Here is a 17,575-nt window from a genome sequence, read left to right on the forward strand (position 1 = left end):
GGCACGTTTCCGATTGCGACATGCCGATATCGAACGCCGGCCGCTCAGGAGGCGACGGTGATCTCGGCGGTCACCGCGTCGGTGGCCCGAATCAGGTCGGCCGGGGCGAGCGCGATGTCCCAGCCCCGCTTGCCCGCGCTGCACAGCACCGTGTCGAACGCCAGTGCCGAGGCGTCGATGACGGTGGGCAGGGGCTTGCGCTGCCCCAGCGGGGAGATGCCGCCCACCACGTATCCGCTGGAGCGCTGGGCCGCCGCCGGGTCGGCCATCTCGGCCTTGGGGACTCCGAGTGCCGAGGCTGCGGCCTTGAGCGAAAGCTTGGTCGGCACCGGTAACACCGCCACTGCCAGGCCCTTGGGCAAGGCGATGACCAGCGTCTTGAACACCTGCTCGGCGGCGAAGCCGTCCGCGGCGAGCTCGGCCACTGCCTCGGCTCCGAAGGCTTCGTTACGCGGATCGTGGCGGTACTGCACCACTTGATGGTCGATACCTGCTGCCACCAGGGCGGCGATGGCCGGGGTCGCTGCGCGTGCCATCGGCACAGGGTAGCCGCGGCATGCCGGGCGCCCGGGAACAGAGTGGCCCCTACATGCCGTTATTGCTCTCGACACCTGCTCAGCGCTACTTGTCGGTAGCACGCTCTAGGATCTAAGGAGGATTCTGGTGCCAACCGTATGCCTGGAACGGCCGGCGGATACCCAGTGGTATTCCGTGCCTGTTGGTGGCGCCGCGACAGAAGGGAAGGTGTTTCCCACGATGACTGACGTCGAGCAGGCCGAGCCTGACGCGCCGCAGCCTCCTGCCGAAACTGATGCCGAGCTGACCGCCCGGTTCGAACGTGATGCCATTCCGCTGCTGGACCAGCTGTACGGCGGCGCATTGCGGATGACCCGCAACCCCGCCGATGCCGAGGACCTGCTGCAGGAAACCATGGTCAAGGCCTATGCCGGCTTCCGGTCATTCCGCGAGGGCACCAACCTCAAGGCGTGGCTGTACCGCATCCTGACCAACACCTACATCAACAGCTACCGCAAGAAGCAGCGTCAGCCCGCTGAATATCCCACCGACGAGATCACCGACTGGCAGCTGGCGGCCAATGCCGAGCATTCTTCGACCGGTCTGCGTTCGGCTGAGGTAGAGGCGCTGGAGGCGTTGCCCGACACCGAGATCAAGGCAGCGCTGCAGGCGCTGCCCGAGGAATTCCGGATGGCGGTGTATTACGCCGACGTCGAGGGTTTTCCCTACAAGGAGATCGCCGAGATCATGGATACTCCCATCGGGACGGTGATGTCCCGATTGCACCGCGGTCGCAAGCAGCTGCGTGAGCTGCTGGCGGATGTGGCCAGGGAGCGTGGCTTCATCCGAGGTCAGCAGCTTGGTGAGCCGGAGGAGGTCTCGTCATGAGTGACAAGCGCGATGAGGACGAGCGCTGGAACCCGCCGGTCGGCCCGGTCGACCCCGAGCACCCGGAATGCGCCGCGGTGATCGCCGAGGTATGGACGCTGCTCGACGGTGAGTGCACGGCCGAAAGCCGTGACAAGCTCAAGCATCACCTCGAAGAATGCCCGGCCTGCCTGCGTCATTACGGGGTCGAGGACCGCGTGAAGAAGCTGATCGCGGCCAAGTGCAGCGGTGAAAAGGCTCCCGACGGGCTGCGGGAACGGCTGCGGATCCAGATCAGCCGGACCACGATCATCCGGGGCTGACGGGGCACTCAGGCCCCGGGTGGGCAGACGACAAACCGCCCGATCTCCGTAGGAGTCGGGCGGTCAAAGTCTGCCGAAGCGGCTAGCGCACTGACTTCGAACCGGCGTTGGGGCGCTTGCCGTGGTTCGCCTTCGAGTGCTTGCGGTCCCGCTTCTTGCGGCCACGCTTGGCCATGATGATCCTCCAGATGGTGTAAGAGCTTGCTCCCTAGTGTCTCATGCCCCGGGGGCAGCGCTGTCCACCCGGGGTTGTGGTTCGATGTAGGCCGCAGAAGTAGTCGGGTTAGCGCCGGAGTGAAGTGGGGTGAAGATGGCCGAGGACGTTCGCGCCGAAATCGTGGCCAGTGTGCTTGAGGTCGTGGTTCACGAGGGCGATCAGATCGGTGCGGGGGACACCCTGGTGCTGCTCGAGTCGATGAAGATGGAGATCCCGGTCCTCTCAGAGGTTGCGGGCACTGTGACCAAGGTCAATGTCGCCGAGGGCGACGTCATCCAGGCAGGCCATCTGATCGCGGTAATCGACTGACGCTTGCGGCGCGCTGGCTGATGTCCACTCTCGGTGACCTGCTCGCTGAGCACACCGTGCTGCCCGGCAGCGCGGTGGACCACCTGCATGCGGTGGTCGGGGAGTGGCAGTTGTTGGCAGATCTGTCGTTCGCCGACTATTTGATGTGGGTGCGCCGCGACGACGGGGTGCTGGTGTGCGTCGCGCAGGTGAGACCCAACACCGCTCCCACCGTCTTGTTGGCCGACTCGGTCGGCACCCTGGCCGCGGCCGCAGACCTCCACATCGTCACCACGGCCTTCGAGTCGGGTGCGATCGGTCGGGGAAGCGGTGGTACGCAACGACATTCGCCCGACCTTCCTGGCCTGAACGTGGAAGCGGTCCCGGTACGTCACGGCGATCATGTGGTTGCGGTGTTGACCCACCAGACCGCTCTGGCCGCCCGTCGGATGGCCAGCCCGCTGGAGGGTGCCTACCTGGACTGTGCGAGCGATCTGCTGCACATGCTGTCCGAAGGCACCTTCCCGAACGTCGGGGATCTGGCCATGTCGCGTTCCAGCCCGCGGGTGGGCGACGGGTTCATCCGCCTCAACGGGGTCGGTGACGTGGTGTTCGCCAGTCCCAATGCCATCTCGGCCTATCACCGCATGGGCCTGGCTTCCGAGCTCGACGGCCACAATCTCGTCACCGTCACCCGGCCGCTGATCTCCGACCCGTTCGAGGCCCAGGAACTGGCCAACCACGTTCGCGACTCGCTGGCCGGTGGCTCCAGCATGCGCATGGAGGTCGACGCCGGCGGCGCGGCCGTGCTGTTACGGACGCTGCCGCTGGTGGTCGATGGCGCCGCGGTCGGTGCCGCTGTGCTGATCCGCGACGTCACCGAGGTCAAGCGGCGTGACCGGGCGTTGCTGAGCAAGGACGCGACGATCCGCGAGATTCATCACCGGGTGAAGAACAATCTGCAGACCGTGGCAGCTCTACTGCGGCTGCAGGCTCGCCGTACCAACAACCTGGAGGCCCGCGAGGCGCTGACCGAATCGGTGCGAAGGGTGTCGTCGATCGCGCTGGTGCACGATGCGTTGTCGATGTCGGTCGACGAGGAGGTCAACCTCGACGAGGTGATCGACCGGATCCTGCCGATCATGAACGATGTCGCCTCGGTGGACACCCCGATCCGGATCAACCGCGACGGAGCGCTCGGCGTGCTCGACGCCGACCGTGCGACCGCATTGATCATGGTGATCACCGAATTGGTGCAGAACGCCATCGAGCACGCCTTCGACACCAAGACTCCCCAGGGTTGCGTGACGATCAGGTCCGAGCGCTCGGCCCGCTGGCTCGATGTCGTGGTGCACGATGACGGACGTGGCCTGCCCGATGGGTTCAGCCTGGAGAAGTCCGACCGGTTGGGTCTACAGATCGTGCGAACGCTGGTCACGGCGGAATTGGACGGGTCCCTGGGCATGCACGATGTCGCGACCGGGGGAACCGATGTGGTGCTGCGGGTGCCGATCGGCAGGCGGAGTCGCGGCGTCCAGTGAGTCAGGCTCGGTACAGGACGCTCACAGTGGGACGCCAGTATCACTGAAGTAATTACGCAGTTGCGTCAATAGAAGATGTGATGACCATTACGCAATTTGCTGTGGCTAATTGTCGCGAAAATAAGCTATGGCCCCGACATTCGTCGGGGCCATAGCTTGCGTCGGTATCTGGACCGAGGGTCAGACTCCGGTGCGGGCCTTGGTGCGGGCGTTGCGACGCTTGAGCGCACGACGCTCGTCCTCGCTCATCCCGCCCCACACGCCGGCGTCCTGGCCCGAGTCCAAGGCCCAGGTGAGGCACTCGGTGGTCACGGGGCAGCGGTTGCACACCAGCTTCGCGTCAGCGATCTGAGCAAGCGCCGGGCCACTGTTTCCCACGGGGAAGAACAGCTCCGGATCTTCGTCGCGACAGACGGCCTTGTGGCGCCAATCCATAAGATCAAACTCCTCGTTAGACATGTCATGCGTGCGCGGCGAAGCGCACTAGATTTTCTTCGGCTGTTAACGCGTGCACACGAATGTTTCTGCACTGTTGCATTGATGCTTTCACAGGCTGAACAGATGTCAATAGCATTGAGTTAACACGTGGGCAAAGTCACTGGGTGGGGCGGTGACCGGGCGCCTCACTCCTGTGTACTACACTCTGGATTCAGCTGCGCCCTAATTCCACCTTAAGCGGTGTGTTTGCGCAGGTCAATCAATTTTCTTCGTCGGGGCGACGACGCTCAGCGCCTCGGGGACCGACGTGAACGTCATGGTTTCGCGCGTGCCGATGTAATCTCCATCAATCTGGCAGGCGGCAGGCGTGTTGCTCGTCACGGTGACCGAAGAGACGTTGTCGTCACGGATCAGATGCTTGGCCTTCAGGCGCGGGTTACGGGCCACCATCTGGCGGACCAGTCGCAGATTCGACCAGATGTTCATGCTCGTCGTGGCGAACACGCCCAAACCTTTGTCGAACGTGGTTTCGGGGTTCGTCCACACCGGGCGGCTGTTCGCGTACGTCCAGGGACTGGAGTTCGACACGAACGCGAAGTGCACCCCTTCGACCGGGTCGGCGCCCGGCAGATGCAGCGTGAGCGTCGGTTCCCTGCGGACGCTCGTCAGGAACTCGCGCACGGCAACCCGGATATAACGCGATGCGGTGACCTTGCGTCCCTTCGCGCGCTGGGCCTCCACGGCCGCCACCACGTCACCGTCCACGCCCATCCCGGCGGTGAACACACCCCAGCGCTCACCGCAGTCCATCAGACCGATGCGGCGCCACGGGCGTCCCATCCGATAGCCGCCGAGCAGGTCGACGAGTTGGTTGGTGGCTTCGATGGGATCGGGGCTGATGCCCAGTGCCCGGGCGAAGACGTTGGCCGAGCCTCCCGGAACGACGGCCACCGCAGGCGCCAGGGCGGCATCGGGACGGGTCCCACAGTCGCCGAGCACGCCGTTGACGACTTCGTTGACCGTGCCGTCGCCGCCGTGCACGATCAGCACGTCCACACCGTCACGGGCGGCGTCTCGGGCGATCTCGATGGCGTGACCTCGGTGATTGGTGTGTTCGACGGTCAGCGTCACCCGGCTTTCCAGCGCGTGGGCGAGCAGGTCACGCCCGGCCGGGGTGGTCGAGGTCGCGTTCGGGTTCACGATCAGCACGGCACGCACGGGGCATGAGCCTAACCGCGCAAGGTGTACAGCCGTTATTCGTGAATCTGTCCATCCAGGTAGCGCCACTGGCCGTCGACCCGCTCGAACCGGCTGCGTTCGTGAAGGATGTGGCGGCTGCCGCCATGCACGTACTGGGCGCGGAACTCGACCACGCCCTCGGCGTCATCCTCGCCTCCCGCTTCCGTGTCGACGATCTGCAACCGCCGCCAGCTCAGGGTCTCGTCGAGGGTCAGTTCAGCGGGCCGGGTGGCGGGATGCCAGGAGGTCAGTAGATAGCCGGCGTCGCCGATGGCGAACGCGCTGAACCGCGACCGCATCAGTGCGACGGCGGTGGGGGCGTGGCGGGTTCCGGTGTGCAGCGGCCCGCAGCAGTCGTCGTAGGTGCGGCCGGTGCCGCATGGGCAGGGGTTGTCGCTCGACACGCGGTCAAGTATCCCTACGCGTCTCTTACGCCGAAATCGACGTGAGGGCGGTGAATTTTGCCCAACCACGACCCTGGTGTCGATCTCGACGTCGTGAACCGGCCGGTACCGTACTGAAGGTGACCGAACGCCGATTGTTGCTCGTCAACGGACCGAATCTCAACCTGCTGGGCACCCGGCAGCCCGAGATCTACGGGTCCACCACGCTGGCTCAGATCGAGCAGCGGGTGGCCGAGCTGGCCGCCGGGTTGGGCTTCGAGGTCCGCGCCGTGCAGAGCAATCACGAGGGTGCGCTGGTCGACGCCATCCAGGCGGCCCGACAGGACTGCGTCGGCATCATCATCAATCCCGCGGCCTACAGCCACACCTCGGTGGCGATCCGCGATGCGCTCAGCGCCGCCGACCTGCCCGTGGTCGAGATTCACCTGAGCAACATCCACACCCGGGAGTCGTTCCGGCATCACTCCTACGTGTCGGCCGTCGCCCAGGTGGTGATCGCCGGCGCCGGTCCGGCCGGATACGAGTACGCGGTGCGCTACCTGGCGGAGCGGCTCTCGTGATCCAGCCTCCTTCAATCCGGTATGCGGGTTTTCTGACCGCCGCCGAAGGAATCGCCGCGCTGATCATGGCGGTCGTGCTCCTGGTGCGCGCGTTGGGCGGTGCGGACCAGCACATCGTCAGCGGTTACGGCACGGCGATCTGGTTCGTGTTGATCGGTGGTGGGGTGCTCGCCGGCGGCTGGGCGCTGATCACGGCACGACGCTGGGGCCGGGGGATCTCGGTGCTCACCAACCTGCTGTTGCTGCCGGTGGCCTGGTACGTGATCACCTCGCACCACGTGGTGTACGGCGTGCTCGTCGGGCTGCTCGCCCTCGTGACCCTGGGGTTGCTGTTCAGCCCGTCCTCGGTGGACTGGATCACCGGACGCAGCTAGCCGAGTCGCTCGGCAGCCAGCGTCGAGAGCTCGGGGCCCGATACCCGGTAGGTGGTCCACTCCGTCTGCGGCTTGCCGCCCACGGCGTCGTACAGCGCGATGGCGTTGACGTTCCAGTTCAGCACCGCCCAGGTCATCCGGGTGTAGCCGTGTTCGACACATTCGGCAGCCAAGGCGGACAACAGCTTTCGGGCCAGACCGCGGCGCCGGAAGGCCGGACGCACGTAGAGGTCCTCGAGGTAGAGCCCGGCGACGCCGTCCCAGGTGGAGAAGTTCAGGAACCACACCGCGGTCGCGGCAACCTGCCCGTCGACCTCCAGCATGTGTGCGTAGGCCACCGGTCGCTCACCGAAAAGGGCTGTGTGCATCTGCTTTTCGGTGACGGTGCACTCGTCGGAGGCTCGTTCGAACTCAGCCAACTCGCGGATCATCGCGGTGATCTCGACTTCGTCGCCGGGCCGCGCCCGGCGGATCAACTCGCTCATGTCGCCCCTAGCCCAGTCAGGATGGTTCTGAATTTCGTGGTGGTCTCGTCGACTTCGTCGTCGGGATCGGATTCGGCGACAATACCGCCGCCGGCGCTGGCCAGTGCCGTGTATCGATCCGCGGACAACACCGCACAACGGATCGACACCACCCAGCGTCCGTCGCCGCTGCTGTCGCACCAGCCAACGGCGCCCGCGTAGAACCCGCGGTCGCCCTCCAGTTCGCCGATCAGCGTGGCGGCGCGGTCGGTCGGAACTCCGCCGACGGCCGGGGTCGGGTGCAGAGACAGCGCGAGATCGATTGCGGTGGTGCGCTTTTCGCGTAGCCGACCGATCACCGGGGTGCTCAGGTGCCACAGTGCGTCGGTGCCGTGCAGCTCGGGCTCCTCGGCGATCTGCAGGTCCACGCACAGTGGCTCCAGCGCCTGACGCATCATGTCGACCACCAGTTGGTGCTCGTGCCGGTTCTTCGCCGAGGCGGCCAGCGCGGCCGCGTTGGCCGCGTCGACCTCCGGATCGGGCGATCGTGGTGCCGACCCGGCGAACGGCTGGCAGATCACCATCTCGCCCTCGCGCGCCACCAGCAATTCAGGGCTCGCGCCCACCAGCACCGTGCCGGCGTGGGCTTCGCCCGCCGCGGACAGATCCGCCAGGTACACCGTGGCGGCCGGATCGGCGTCGGCCAGTCGGCGTAACACGGCCCGCGCGTCCCACGGTGAATCGGCGGTCAGGCGCAGAGCACGGGCCAGCACCACCTTGTCGATCGGGATTTGTGGATCCCGCAGGCGTCGGATCGCCTCGGCCACCCGCTCGCGGTGCACCGATCCCGGTGGCAGAGTTTCGCGCTCCACTACCGTCGGGGGCGGGTTCACGGGCCATTCGGGCAGCGCGTCGGTGAACCGGACCGTGTCGGGTTCATACAGGGCGGCCGGTGCAGTCGGATCGAATGGCAACGCGCCCAGCACAATTGGTGTTCCAGAGCGCAGCGCTGCCTGTGCGTCGGTGAGGTCGGAGAATCCGGCGCGTACGCCCTCGGCCAGGACCGCCCCGTTCGGCCCGGCCAACACGAACGACGGGTTCACTGCGACAGACACGGGTTGGGGTGACCGGTCAGCCCGAGCGCGGTGATCTGGCGCACGCCATGCTCGAACCCGCACACGGCCAGCGAAGCGGGCACCATCGAGAGTCGGATGCCCTCGGACACCGGCAGTTCCGCCCACCGGGTCAACATCGCGCGGGAGAAGTGCCCGTGCCCGACGAACACGACGTCCCGGGTGGGCAGATGTTCCAGCCCCAACGCGACAGCCCGATCCGCACGGATGCTCACCTGCGCCACGGACTCACCTCCCGGACAACCGTGAGTCCACACCAGCCAGTCGGGCACATTCTCGCGAATCTGCGGAGTCGTCAGTCCCTCGTAGTCGCCGTAATCCCACTCGGCCAGCATCGGGTTGACCTCGTCGACATGCAGGCCGGCCAGCTCGGCGGTGTCCAGCGCGCGGCGCCGCGGGCTGCTGATCACCAGCGGGTCGGTCAACTGCAGTTCGGCGAGTGCCGGGCGGGCCAGGACGGCCTGTTCCCGCCCGGTTTCGGTCAGGTCCTGTTCGGTGCGGCCGGTGTGCCTGCCGATGGCCGACCACTCGGTCTCGCCGTGGCGGAGCAGGATCAGGCGGTGCAGGCGGTCGCTCACACCGGCGATTCTGCCGCACGTACCGGCAATGCCGCCGGGAGCGTGCTTGGATGAAGGTGTGACTCGAGTATTAGCGGTCGCCAATCAAAAGGGTGGGGTAGCCAAGACGACGACGGTGGCGTCGCTGGGTGCGGCGATGTCCGAGCAAGGCAGGCGGGTTCTACTCGTCGATCTGGATCCGCAAGGCTGTCTGACGTTTTCATTGGGCCACGACCCGGACAAACTACCGGTGTCGGTACACGAGGTACTGCTCGGCGACGTCGAGCCGGGGGCCGCGCTGGTCGAGACGGCCGAGGGGATGACGCTGCTGCCGGCCAACATCGATCTGGCCGGATCCGAAGCCATGCTGCTGATGCGGGCCGGGCGGGAGTATGCACTCAAACGGGCCCTGGCCAAGGTCGAATCCGATTTCGACGTCGTGATCATCGATTGCCCGCCGTCACTGGGCGTGCTGACGCTCAACGGTCTGACGGCCGCGAACGAGGTGATCGTGCCGCTGCAGTGTGAAACCCTGGCGCACCGTGGCGTGGGCCAGTTCATGCGCACGATTTCCGACGTGCAGCAGATCACCAATCCCGAACTGACGCTGCTGGGCGCGCTGCCCACGCTCTACGATTCGCGCACCACCCACAGTCGTGACGTACTGCTCGATGTCGCGGACCGGTACGAGCTGCCGGTGCTGGCCCCGCCGATCCCGCGTACGGTCCGGTTCGCCGAGGCCAGCGCATCGGGATCCTCGGTGCTGGCCGGCCGCAAGAGCAAAGGTGGGCTGGCCTATCGCGAGCTGGCCCAGGCCCTGCTCAAACACTGGAAGTCCGGCAAGAAGCTGCCGACATTCACACCTGAGGTGGTGTAGGTACAGCCATGGCTTCGGTGTTACGGTCCGCGACGGCCACCGACCAGGGTCCGGTGCGGGCCAGCAACCAGGATTCTCTGCTCGCCGACGGCATTCTGTACGCGGTGGCCGACGGTTTCGGTCCCGACGGTGATCACGCCAGCCGGATCGCGGTGGAGGCGCTGGCCGCCGGTTTCGCCGCCGCACCTGACCGCGACGGGTTGATCGGCGCGGTCCAGCAGGCCAACGAACAGGTTTTCGCGCATGTCAGCGCATCGGGCACCAGTTCGGGCACAACGCTGACCGTGGTGGCAGTCTTCGGCGAAGATCAGGGCGGGCCGCTGGCCGTCAACATCGGGGATTCGCCGCTGAACCGGATTCGCGATGGCGTCATGAGCCAGCTGACCAACGACCACAGTGTTTCCGGCGAGTTGGTGCGTGCCGGTGAGATCACCCGCGAGGAGGCCCGCTTCCACCCGCACCGCCATCTGCTGACCCGGGCGCTCGGTATCGGTCCGGTCATCCGGCCCGATCTGTTCGATCTGGACTGCCGTCCCGGAGACCGGTTGTTGATCAGCAGTGACGGACTGTTCGCCGGAGCCGAGGATGCCGATATTCTGAGCGCGGCCGCAACCGACGAGCCTGAGGTCGCGGCGCAGCGGCTGGTCCAGGTCGCCAACGACGCAGGCGGCAGTGACAACACCACGGTGATCGTGATCGATATCGGCTGAGCCCCGCCCGGGTCAGGTCGCGCCGAGGGCCACGAGTTGCGTGCCGCGTTGTTCGAGCACGGTGTCCCCGGCCACCGCCGGCACCACCGGTGACACGCTCGGTGTGCGCGGCAGGGCGATGTGGCGCCGGCCGGCCCCGGTTGCTTGATCGAAGACGTCGTAACCGTCGCTGACCGGAACCAGCAGCTGGCCGGCCATCACCGTGGCGGGTCCGACCGGAAGGTGCGGTCCCGACGGGGTGACGGTGAACTTGTACTGGAGGCCGGAGCCGCCGGTGGTGCTGAAGACCAGCACCGAGTCGCCGGTCCACCAGGTGATCAGGTCTCCGGCGCGGGTGGTGGTCGACTGCGGCGCCGCCGGCTTGGCCAGCGGCAGGCTGGCGAGCGTCTTTCCGGTCTCGTCGATGACGTTGACCATCGGCCTCGGCGTGGGCAGGTACACCGCGGTGGTGGTGCCTGACACCGCGATCACCTTGGCCCCGGATTCGTCTGTGATGTCCTGCAGTTCGACGTAGCGCACGTCGGGAGTGTCTTCTTCGTCGGCCGGACGCAGCAGCGTCAACCTGACGAACTTGCTCTTCGGGCACGATTCCAGCACCGAGACCGCCGAGGAACTCGCGGCCGCCGACAGCTGGCGGCAAACCGGCGAGGCCGGCACGTCGGGCTTGATGCGGGCGTCCAGCGCACCGTAGGACAGCATCCGGACCATGTCCGAGCGCCACAGCTCGAGGCGACTGTCCCCGGCGGAGAGCACCGTGGAGCCGTCGGACGACAGCTGCACCTCGGGGTCGGCGTAGGCGGTGCGGGCGGGTCCACGCGTGCCGGACTTGCCGTCGACCGTGCTGACCTGTCCGCAGCCGCGAACATCGGGATACACCGCGACCGCGTACTGGTACACCGACGTCACGCCGCACAGTTCGAGGTCGCGGGCATAGCTCCACAGAACTGCGCCGCTGACGGGATCGCGGCCTTCGACGGTGGAACCATCGGCGGTCACCACCGAGCCGCCGGCGAGCACAGGCTGAGTGGTCTTCGGGCTGCCGGCCGCCCACAGCTGCTGCAGACCGGCCGGAATCTCGTGGGCCGGCGTCAGGTAGGGAACGGGTGCGGCAGCGGGTCTGCTGATGGTTGCCCGCGCGTCACTGGTCCACCAGATCAGGCCGGCCGCCAGTGCGACGATCGCGACGATTGCCGCCGCGGCAGCGATGTCGCCGCGGGTGCGGCGTTCGGGTTTGACCACTGACCGGTCTTGCCTGGCGTGAGCCGGTCAGCCGGCCGTTGCGGTCTCGGTCTTGCGGGGACGGCGCCGACGTCGGCGCCGTCCGGCGGACGACACGTCGTCGGCGGTGTCTGCCGACTCGGTCACCGGTGCGGAATCGGTGACCTCCGGAGCCGCGGCTGCGGCGCCTTCGGGATGCCCGGTGCCTGCCTCACCACCGCGGGTACGGCGACGGTTGCGGGACCTGGTCTTGGCCGGCCGGCCCTCGGAGTCCGCCGAGGAGATGCGCTTCTCGTCGGCACTGCGCTTGGCCACAGGCTTGCGCGCTTCACCGATCCGGCCGGTCACGTCGCTCGGGATACCCAGCTCCTCATAGATATGCGGCGAGCTGGAATAGGTTTCAGCGGGATCGGGGCAACCCAGGTTGAGCGCCTTGTCGATCGTCTCCCAGCGGGTCAGTTCGTCCCAGTCGACCAGGGTGATGGCGACACCGGTCTTGCCGGCCCGGCCGGTGCGGCCGATGCGGTGCACGTAGGCCTGCTCGTCCTCGGGGCACTGGTAGTTGATGACGTGCGTGACGTCGTCGATGTCGATACCGCGTGCCGCGACATCGGTGGCGACCAGAACGTCGACGGTTCCCGTGCGGAACGACTTAAGTGCCTTCTCGCGGGCGCCCTGGCCCAGATCGCCGTGCACGGCGTCGACCTTGAATCCGCGCTCGGCGAGTTCGTCGGACACCTTCTGCGCGGTGCGCTTGGTGCGGGTGAAGATCATCGTGGCGCCGCGGCCGTCGGCCTGCAGGATCCGGCTCACCAGCTCCGACTTGTCCAGGGCATGGGCCCGGTAGGCGAACTGTTCGGTGGTGTCGTGGGTGGCCGCCGAGTGCGGGGCCTCGGCCCGGATGTGGGTCGGCTGGTTCATGAACGTGCGGGCCAGCGTGATGATCGGGTCCGGCATGGTGGCCGAGAACAGCATTGACTGCCGGTCGTCGGGGGTCAGCCGCAGAATGCGCTCGATGTCGGGTAGGAAGCCCAGATCAAGCATCTCGTCGGCTTCGTCGAGCACCAGCACGGACAGTCCGCCCAGCTGCAGGTGGCCCTGCTGGGCCAGGTCGAGCAGCCGGCCCGGGGTGCCGACGACGACGTCGACGCCCTTGCGCAGTGCCTCGATCTGGGACTCGTAGGGCCGGCCGCCGTAGATCGACGTCACGGAGAATTTCCGCTTGGCGCCGGTGTCAGCGTCCACCATCAAATGGCGAGCCGCTCCGGCGAGATCGCCATAGACCTGGATGCAGAGCTCACGGGTGGGCACGACGATCAGGGCCCGGGGGGTGCCGTTGAGCGGGCGGGTCGCATCGGTGGAGATGCGATGCAGCAGCGGGATCCCGAAGGCATAGGTCTTGCCCATACCGGTGCGGGCCTGACCGATCAGATCGTCGCCGGCCAGTGCCAGCGGGAGGGTCAGTTCTTGGATGGCAAAGGGGTGTTCGATGCCTTCTTCAGACAGTGCACGGACGATTTCGTCGCGGACGCCGAGTTCGGCAAACGTTTTATTCAGATGAGTCATGGTGGGTGGAGGTGGCCTTTCACTGTCAAACCTCATGGGCATCCAGCGCACACGAGTTTGACGGTGAAGCGGTCGGGTTCGCCCGGATACGGTCGTATCCGTCGGCGCTGCCGATCCGCTGGGCCCAGCTCCACAGGGGCGGGCCAACTGCGTGCACGCACATTTCCTGGTAGCGGTTCGGGGGCCGAAAATAGTCGGCTCGAAGCGGTTACCAGATGCCATTGTAGCTGGTCGCGGGATATCGGCCGATTTGCCAGCAGATCACGGTGTCCCAGCGGCGTCTAGAGTTGGCCTCATGAATTCGCCTCAGCCTGCCGCGGAACGGATCGTCGAACCGGTCGAGGCTGGCGTGACTGCGGACCATCCCGGGGTCAACGAGCTGTTCGCGGTGCTGGCCTACGGCGAGGTCGCCGCGTTCTACCGGCTTACCGACGAGGCACGCATGGCGCCGAATCTGCGTGGCCGGATCAACTTGGCGAGTATGGCCGCGGCTGAGATGGGTCACTATGAGTTGTTGCGGGATGCGTTGGAACACAGGGGAGTTGACGTCGTTCCGGCGATGACGAAGTACGCCTCGGCGCTGGAGAACTATCACCGGATGACCACCCCCAGCACCTGGCTGGAGGCGTTGGTCAAGACCTACATCGGCGATGCGCTGGCCGCGGACTTCTACCTGGAGATCGCTGATGCGTTGCCGGAGGACGTGGCCGGCGTGGTGCGCTCGGTGCTGTCCGAAACCGGGCACTCGCAGTTCGTGGTCGCCGAGGTGCGCGCGGCCGTCACGGCCAGCGACCGTCAGCGGCACCGGCTGGCGCTGTGGGCGCGTCGTCTGCTCGGCGAGGCCGTCACCCAGGCGCAGTTTGTCCTGGCCGATCATGACGAACTCGTCGACTTGGTCATGTCCAGCGGTGAGGGTCTCACCCAGTTGGCCGAGTTCTTCGGCCGGCTGCAGAACACCCACCAGTCCCGGATGCAGGAACTGGGCCTGGCGTAGTACCCGCCTGACCCAGTCCGTCACTGCTTGGTTTCCGCTACTGCGTGCAGGTGGTGATCATCGTGTTGTTGGCCTGCGCGACGATCACGGCGCCCGATGCGTCGGTGATCGAGCAGTTGAGCTGACCGGCGACGCTCGTCGCGGTCACCGACTTGAGCTGGACACCGGGATTGAGCACCACGGTCTTGGCCCAGGGCAGTGCAACATTGATGTCGGTCTGCAGTGCGCCCTGCGCATCGGTGTAGACGATCGTCACCAGGTCGATGAGCTGCCGGTTGCCGGTAACCCGGTACGTGATGGTGTTCGGGCTCACCGTGGCTGCGGGCGGGGCCGCTTCAGCCGGCGGGGCGGCGGGCACGGGCGCCGCGGTGGCACTGGGCGACGGAGTCACGGTGGTCACGGTTTCGGGGGAGAGCGGTGCCGTCGGTGCGGCGCGCGGCGGGACCGGCTTGGAGGTCGCGTCCTGGGCAGGTTGGGTGGTCTGTGTCGCCGATGGGGAGGTGAGGCCGGCCGATACCGAACCGCTGTCCCCGCCGCCGAGGATCACCACGGTGCAGATCACCGCGACCAGCAGGATCGCGCCGGCCACGCCGGCCACCCAGATCCAGCGCCGGTCGATGGGGTCCTCGTAGAACGTGACCTCGTCGTCGTAATCCGCGTCGTAGTTGTCGTAATCGGCCGAGTAGTCGGTCCCCGGGTCGGGGGCGTAGCCCTCGGGGGCATGGCCGGAGTACCCGCCCGGCTCATAAGGGTGGTCCCCGAAGCGCTCGGTCGGAGTGGTGTCATACGGCGAATAATGCCTGGTCATGCGGCTGTCCCAGTCGTCTCGTCCAATATCGAAACTGATGCTATCGAGGCGGAAGTGACAGATGAGGTCGAGCTCGGTTCGTGTCGGTCACGGTCCGGACTCGGTTCGGTATCTGTGTTTCGCGCACGGCGTACCTCCGGTCCAGCCCCGCTCGCGGCGGGCGGGCTCGGCTGTCCACTAGCCTGCTCAGGGAAGTCGACAAACGTTGTGAAAAAGAAAGAAGGGTCCAGCGTGGAGGTCAAAATCGGTGTCACGGACAGCCCTCGCGAGCTGACCTTCAACAGCGCGCAGACACCCACCGAGGTGGAGCAGCAGGTCAACGACGCACTCGCCAAGGAGTCGGGTGTGCTGGCGTTGACCGATGAGAAGGGGCGGCGGTTTCTGGTGCAGAACAGCCGGATCGCCTATGTCGAGATCGGCGCCGCTGACGTGCGCCGGGTCGGCTTCGGGATTGGCGTGGAATCTGCCGGAGCATCCGCCCCAGCGGTCTAGGACCGGGTGAGTGGCACGTGTGACAGTCCGCCCCAGGCGAACTGCACCGTGCCATCCACGGCGGTATTCCGGTCGATCGGCCGGTCATTGGTCAGCCAGTACCGCGCCGAGTCGACGCTGATGGCCACCAATCCGACTGCGATCATCCTGGCGCGGTGCGCCTCGAGGCCGGAATCGCGGCTGATCAGATCGAACACCGCGTCGGTGCAGGCCTCGGTCGCCACCTTCACCTGAGACGCCACCTGCGGCTCGCTGACGTAGTCGTTCTCGAAGATCAGCCGGTACCCCTGGCTGTCATGCTCGATGAAATCGAAGAACGCCTCGACCGCGGCGCGCAACCGCTGCCGGTTGTCGGTGGTGGTGCGCAGGGCTTGGCGCACACCGGACACCAGGTTGTCGACGTGGCGTTGCAGTACTGCCAGATACAACTCGAGCTTCGACGAGAAGTGTTGGTACAGAACAGGTTTGCTCACACCTGCGCGGTCCGCGATCTCGTCCATCCCCGCCGCGTGGTACCCACGTTCGACGAAAACCTCGCTGGCGGCTGCCAACAGCTGTCCCCGCCGTTCATCACGAGGCAGGCGGTTGCCGCGTCGACCACCGGTCGGCGGCTTGTCGCCTCTCCTCTCGGCGGTGTTGGCGAGATCGCTCATCAGGTCCTCAATCTGTATTCCTCTGGCGCACTTGGACATGTTCATCCGAGCCGCTGATCGCACCGACACTACTACCGTGACGCGCACTGCTGCCGCGCGGTCGATGCGAAACGGGCATGGATTTCGAAATGACACCGGCGAGGTCACGGCATAGCTGCGCTCAGAACCGATCCACAGGAGTCTGTGCCATTCTGGTCCCGTGACCTACGACCCGGGACGTCGCGGGGGTGGCCGTGTCCCGGCGCTGCGCAATGAGTGGCGGGAGCCGCTCCGCGCTCAGCGCGATCCGATTGCCGCTGATTCAGGACGCGCCAGATCCAATCGGGACGACCACCAGCAGTGGCGTAAGCAGACTTGGATCGGCCGTTTCGTGTCCACGTACGGCTGGCGCGCGTATGCGTTGCCGGTGCTCATCGTGCTGACCGTGGTGGTGATGTACCAGACCGTCACCGGCACGAGCGTCTCGCAGTCCGCCCAGGAAGAAGAGGGCCCGGTGCAGGGCCCGCCCACCATCGACGTGGCCTCCACCTCGATCATCGGCGCGCCGCCCAAGGGCCTGACCCAGTTCGACGCGAACCTGCCGACCGGGATTCTGCCTGCCGGCGGCCAGTTCACCGAGGCCGGGACCCGGACCTGGCGGATCGTTCCGGGGGCCGCCCCCAAGATCGGTGAGGGCACCACGAAGTCGTTCACCTACACCGTCGAGGTCGAGGACGGTGTGGACACCACCTCGTTCGGCGGTGACGAAGGTTTCGGCCGGATGGTCAGCGAGACCCTGGCCAATCCGAAGAGCTGGACGCACAACGGTCTGTTCGCCTTCACCCGGGTGGACGAGACCAGCGGTGTCGAACCCGATTTCCGGGTGTCGCTGACCTCCCCGATGACAGTCCGGGAGGGCTGTGGCTACGACATCGAGCTGGAATCGTCGTGCTACAACCCGTCGTTCGACGGGCATCAGCCCCGGGTCTTCGTCAACGAGGCCCGCTGGGTACGCGGCGCGGTGCCGTTCCAGGGGGACATCGGGTCCTACCGCCAGTACCTGATCAACCATGAGGTTGGTCACGCCATCGGATACCAGCGGCACGAGGCCTGTGAAGGCAACGGAAAGCTGGCGCCGATCATGATGCAGCAGACGTTCTCCACCTCGAACGACGACGCCGCCAAGTTCGACCCCGGAACGGTCAAGGCCGACGGCCTGACCTGCAAATTCAACCCCTGGCCGTACCCGATCGCCTGACCGCTGCCGCCGAGGTGGATTCTCCGGGCGAGTGGGCATCGAGACCCGTAGCGGATAGCTGGTGCGCACGATCGCGGTAGCCGGAGCACGGGAAGCATC

23 protein-coding genes are annotated in these 17,575 nt (G+C 66.4%); 11 read left to right on the forward strand and 12 right to left on the reverse strand.

What is annotated here, in order from left to right; genetic code table 11:
• Nucleotides 1-44 precede the first annotated feature (44 nt).
• On the reverse strand, nt 45-536 hold the full coding sequence (ybaK, locus tag ACZY08_RS12220) for a Cys-tRNA(Pro) deacylase (RefSeq protein WP_463744601.1): 492 nt from the start codon (nt 534-536) through the stop codon (nt 45-47).
• Nucleotides 537-756: 220 nt separating this feature from the next.
• Between ybaK and ACZY08_RS12225 the strand changes: the two genes are divergently transcribed.
• Both ACZY08_RS12225 and rsrA read left to right on the forward strand, forming a co-directional pair.
• The gene (locus ACZY08_RS12225; protein WP_029106539.1) at nt 757-1,404 is read left to right on the forward strand and encodes a sigma-70 family RNA polymerase sigma factor; all 648 of its coding nucleotides are present in this window, start codon (nt 757-759) and stop codon (nt 1,402-1,404) included.
• A complete protein-coding gene (gene rsrA, locus ACZY08_RS12230) occupies nt 1,401-1,706 on the forward strand; it encodes a mycothiol system anti-sigma-R factor (protein WP_463744600.1) in 306 nt (101 codons plus the stop codon). Before ACZY08_RS12225 ends, rsrA begins: the two co-directional genes overlap by 4 nt.
• Nucleotides 1,707-1,788: 82 nt before the next feature.
• On the opposite strand, the gene ACZY08_RS12235 is transcribed toward rsrA, so the two are convergent.
• Nucleotides 1,789-1,881, reverse strand: a complete 93-nt coding sequence (locus ACZY08_RS12235) for a 50S ribosomal protein bL37 (protein ID WP_003882799.1) — start codon at nt 1,879-1,881, stop codon at nt 1,789-1,791.
• 135 nt (nt 1,882-2,016) lie between these two features.
• Between ACZY08_RS12235 and ACZY08_RS12240 the strand changes: the two genes are divergently transcribed.
• Nucleotides 2,017-2,232, forward strand: a complete 216-nt coding sequence (locus tag ACZY08_RS12240; RefSeq protein ID WP_029106541.1) for a biotin/lipoyl-binding carrier protein — start codon at nt 2,017-2,019, stop codon at nt 2,230-2,232.
• A 20-nt stretch (nt 2,233-2,252) separates the two neighbouring features.
• Nucleotides 2,253-3,752 carry a sensor histidine kinase gene (locus ACZY08_RS12245; protein WP_463744599.1) on the forward strand — a complete coding sequence of 500 codons (1,500 nt, stop codon included), beginning with the start codon at nt 2,253-2,255 and terminating at the stop codon, nt 3,750-3,752.
• Between the two features lie 180 nt (nt 3,753-3,932).
• Here ACZY08_RS12245 and whiB1 read toward each other — a convergent pair whose 3' ends face one another.
• The 3 genes from whiB1 to ACZY08_RS12260 all read right to left on the reverse strand — a co-directional run bounded on the left by whiB1 (nt 3,933) and on the right by ACZY08_RS12260 (nt 5,833).
• Nucleotides 3,933-4,187, reverse strand: a complete 255-nt coding sequence (whiB1, locus tag ACZY08_RS12250) for a transcriptional regulator WhiB1 (RefSeq protein ID WP_003882795.1) — start codon at nt 4,185-4,187, stop codon at nt 3,933-3,935.
• A 258-nt stretch (nt 4,188-4,445) separates the two neighbouring features.
• Nucleotides 4,446-5,408: a diacylglycerol/lipid kinase family protein gene (locus tag ACZY08_RS12255; protein WP_463744598.1), complete on the reverse strand. Its 963-nt coding sequence runs from the start codon at nt 5,406-5,408 to the stop codon at nt 4,446-4,448.
• Between the two features lie 35 nt (nt 5,409-5,443).
• Complete coding sequence (locus tag ACZY08_RS12260; protein WP_463744597.1) at nt 5,444-5,833, reverse strand: YchJ family protein; 390 nt, start codon at nt 5,831-5,833, stop codon at nt 5,444-5,446.
• 119 nt (nt 5,834-5,952) lie between these two features.
• On the opposite strand from ACZY08_RS12260, the gene aroQ reads away from it, so the two are divergent.
• Nucleotides 5,953-6,393 (forward strand): type II 3-dehydroquinate dehydratase, encoded by a 441-nt coding sequence (aroQ, locus tag ACZY08_RS12265; RefSeq protein ID WP_463744596.1) that lies wholly within the window; start codon nt 5,953-5,955, stop codon nt 6,391-6,393.
• Nucleotides 6,390-6,767 (forward strand): hypothetical protein, encoded by a 378-nt coding sequence (locus ACZY08_RS12270; RefSeq protein WP_463744595.1) that lies wholly within the window; start codon nt 6,390-6,392, stop codon nt 6,765-6,767. The genes aroQ and ACZY08_RS12270 overlap by 4 nt, the downstream gene beginning before the upstream one ends.
• Here the strand turns inward: ACZY08_RS12270 and ACZY08_RS12275 are convergent.
• The 3 genes from ACZY08_RS12275 to ACZY08_RS12285 are packed head-to-tail and all read right to left on the reverse strand — an operon-like array spanning nt 6,764 to nt 8,942.
• On the reverse strand, nt 6,764-7,252 hold the full coding sequence (locus ACZY08_RS12275; RefSeq protein ID WP_463744594.1) for an N-acetyltransferase family protein: 489 nt from the start codon (nt 7,250-7,252) through the stop codon (nt 6,764-6,766). The genes ACZY08_RS12270 and ACZY08_RS12275 overlap by 4 nt on opposite strands.
• Nucleotides 7,249-8,346: an isochorismate synthase gene (locus ACZY08_RS12280; protein ID WP_463744593.1), complete on the reverse strand. Its 1,098-nt coding sequence runs from the start codon at nt 8,344-8,346 to the stop codon at nt 7,249-7,251. The genes ACZY08_RS12275 and ACZY08_RS12280 overlap by 4 nt, the downstream gene beginning before the upstream one ends.
• Nucleotides 8,331-8,942 carry an acid phosphatase gene (locus tag ACZY08_RS12285; RefSeq protein ID WP_463744592.1) on the reverse strand — a complete coding sequence of 204 codons (612 nt, stop codon included), beginning with the start codon at nt 8,940-8,942 and terminating at the stop codon, nt 8,331-8,333. The genes ACZY08_RS12280 and ACZY08_RS12285 overlap by 16 nt, the downstream gene beginning before the upstream one ends.
• A gap of 28 nt (nt 8,943-8,970) precedes the next feature.
• On the opposite strand from ACZY08_RS12285, the gene ACZY08_RS12290 reads away from it, so the two are divergent.
• Nucleotides 8,971-9,798, forward strand: a complete 828-nt coding sequence (locus ACZY08_RS12290; RefSeq protein WP_463744591.1) for a ParA family protein — start codon at nt 8,971-8,973, stop codon at nt 9,796-9,798.
• 8 nt (nt 9,799-9,806) lie between these two features.
• Nucleotides 9,807-10,508: a PP2C family protein-serine/threonine phosphatase gene (locus ACZY08_RS12295; protein WP_463744590.1), complete on the forward strand. Its 702-nt coding sequence runs from the start codon at nt 9,807-9,809 to the stop codon at nt 10,506-10,508.
• Nucleotides 10,509-10,520: 12 nt separating this feature from the next.
• Here the strand turns inward: ACZY08_RS12295 and ACZY08_RS12300 are convergent, their stop codons facing one another.
• Both ACZY08_RS12300 and ACZY08_RS12305 read right to left on the reverse strand, forming a co-directional pair.
• The gene (locus ACZY08_RS12300; RefSeq protein WP_463744589.1) at nt 10,521-11,747 is read right to left on the reverse strand and encodes an Rv3212 family protein; all 1,227 of its coding nucleotides are present in this window, start codon (nt 11,745-11,747) and stop codon (nt 10,521-10,523) included.
• A 27-nt stretch (nt 11,748-11,774) separates the two neighbouring features.
• The gene (locus ACZY08_RS12305; protein ID WP_463744588.1) at nt 11,775-13,292 is read right to left on the reverse strand and encodes a DEAD/DEAH box helicase; all 1,518 of its coding nucleotides are present in this window, start codon (nt 13,290-13,292) and stop codon (nt 11,775-11,777) included.
• Between the two features lie 295 nt (nt 13,293-13,587).
• On the opposite strand from ACZY08_RS12305, the gene ACZY08_RS12310 reads away from it, so the two are divergent.
• Complete coding sequence (locus ACZY08_RS12310) at nt 13,588-14,286, forward strand: ferritin-like fold-containing protein (protein WP_463744587.1); 699 nt, start codon at nt 13,588-13,590, stop codon at nt 14,284-14,286.
• 37 nt (nt 14,287-14,323) lie between these two features.
• Here the strand turns inward: ACZY08_RS12310 and ACZY08_RS12315 are convergent, their stop codons facing one another.
• Nucleotides 14,324-15,094: an MmpS family transport accessory protein gene (locus tag ACZY08_RS12315; protein WP_463744586.1), complete on the reverse strand. Its 771-nt coding sequence runs from the start codon at nt 15,092-15,094 to the stop codon at nt 14,324-14,326.
• A gap of 231 nt (nt 15,095-15,325) precedes the next feature.
• Between ACZY08_RS12315 and ACZY08_RS12320 the strand changes: the two genes are divergently transcribed.
• On the forward strand, nt 15,326-15,586 hold the full coding sequence (locus tag ACZY08_RS12320; RefSeq protein ID WP_463744585.1) for a DUF3107 domain-containing protein: 261 nt from the start codon (nt 15,326-15,328) through the stop codon (nt 15,584-15,586).
• Here ACZY08_RS12320 and ACZY08_RS12325 read toward each other — a convergent pair.
• Nucleotides 15,583-16,239, reverse strand: coding sequence for a TetR/AcrR family transcriptional regulator (locus ACZY08_RS12325; protein WP_463744584.1), 657 nt, complete (start codon nt 16,237-16,239; stop codon nt 15,583-15,585). The two genes, ACZY08_RS12320 and ACZY08_RS12325, sit on opposite strands and share 4 nt — an antisense overlap.
• Nucleotides 16,240-16,438: 199 nt before the next feature.
• Between ACZY08_RS12325 and ACZY08_RS12330 the strand changes: the two genes are divergently transcribed.
• The gene (locus ACZY08_RS12330; RefSeq protein WP_463744583.1) at nt 16,439-17,476 is read left to right on the forward strand and encodes a DUF3152 domain-containing protein; all 1,038 of its coding nucleotides are present in this window, start codon (nt 16,439-16,441) and stop codon (nt 17,474-17,476) included.
• Nucleotides 17,477-17,575: the final 99 nt, after the last annotated feature.

Source organism: Mycobacterium sp. IDUB_9, assembly GCF_055419505.1.

Coding starts and splice junctions, on each gene's coding strand:
- ACZY08_RS12325 (WP_463744584.1), bottom strand. CDS start 16,239: ATGAGCGATCTCGCCAACACCGCCGAGAGGAGAGGCGACAAGCCGCCG.
- ACZY08_RS12245 (WP_463744599.1), top strand. CDS start 2,253: ATGTCCACTCTCGGTGACCTGCTCGCTGAGCACACCGTGCTGCCCGGC.
- ACZY08_RS12290 (WP_463744591.1), top strand. CDS start 8,971: ATGCCGCCGGGAGCGTGCTTGGATGAAGGTGTGACTCGAGTATTAGCG.
- ACZY08_RS12275 (WP_463744594.1), bottom strand. CDS start 7,252: ATGAGCGAGTTGATCCGCCGGGCGCGGCCCGGCGACGAAGTCGAGATC.
- ybaK (WP_463744601.1), bottom strand. CDS start 536: ATGGCACGCGCAGCGACCCCGGCCATCGCCGCCCTGGTGGCAGCAGGT.
- rsrA (WP_463744600.1), top strand. CDS start 1,401: ATGAGTGACAAGCGCGATGAGGACGAGCGCTGGAACCCGCCGGTCGGC.
- ACZY08_RS12225 (WP_029106539.1), top strand. CDS start 757: ATGACTGACGTCGAGCAGGCCGAGCCTGACGCGCCGCAGCCTCCTGCC.
- whiB1 (WP_003882795.1), bottom strand. CDS start 4,187: ATGGATTGGCGCCACAAGGCCGTCTGTCGCGACGAAGATCCGGAGCTG.
- ACZY08_RS12240 (WP_029106541.1), top strand. CDS start 2,017: ATGGCCGAGGACGTTCGCGCCGAAATCGTGGCCAGTGTGCTTGAGGTC.
- ACZY08_RS12315 (WP_463744586.1), bottom strand. CDS start 15,094: ATGACCAGGCATTATTCGCCGTATGACACCACTCCGACCGAGCGCTTC.
- ACZY08_RS12235 (WP_003882799.1), bottom strand. CDS start 1,881: ATGGCCAAGCGTGGCCGCAAGAAGCGGGACCGCAAGCACTCGAAGGCG.
- ACZY08_RS12305 (WP_463744588.1), bottom strand. CDS start 13,292: ATGACTCATCTGAATAAAACGTTTGCCGAACTCGGCGTCCGCGACGAA.
- ACZY08_RS12310 (WP_463744587.1), top strand. CDS start 13,588: ATGAATTCGCCTCAGCCTGCCGCGGAACGGATCGTCGAACCGGTCGAG.
- ACZY08_RS12295 (WP_463744590.1), top strand. CDS start 9,807: ATGGCTTCGGTGTTACGGTCCGCGACGGCCACCGACCAGGGTCCGGTG.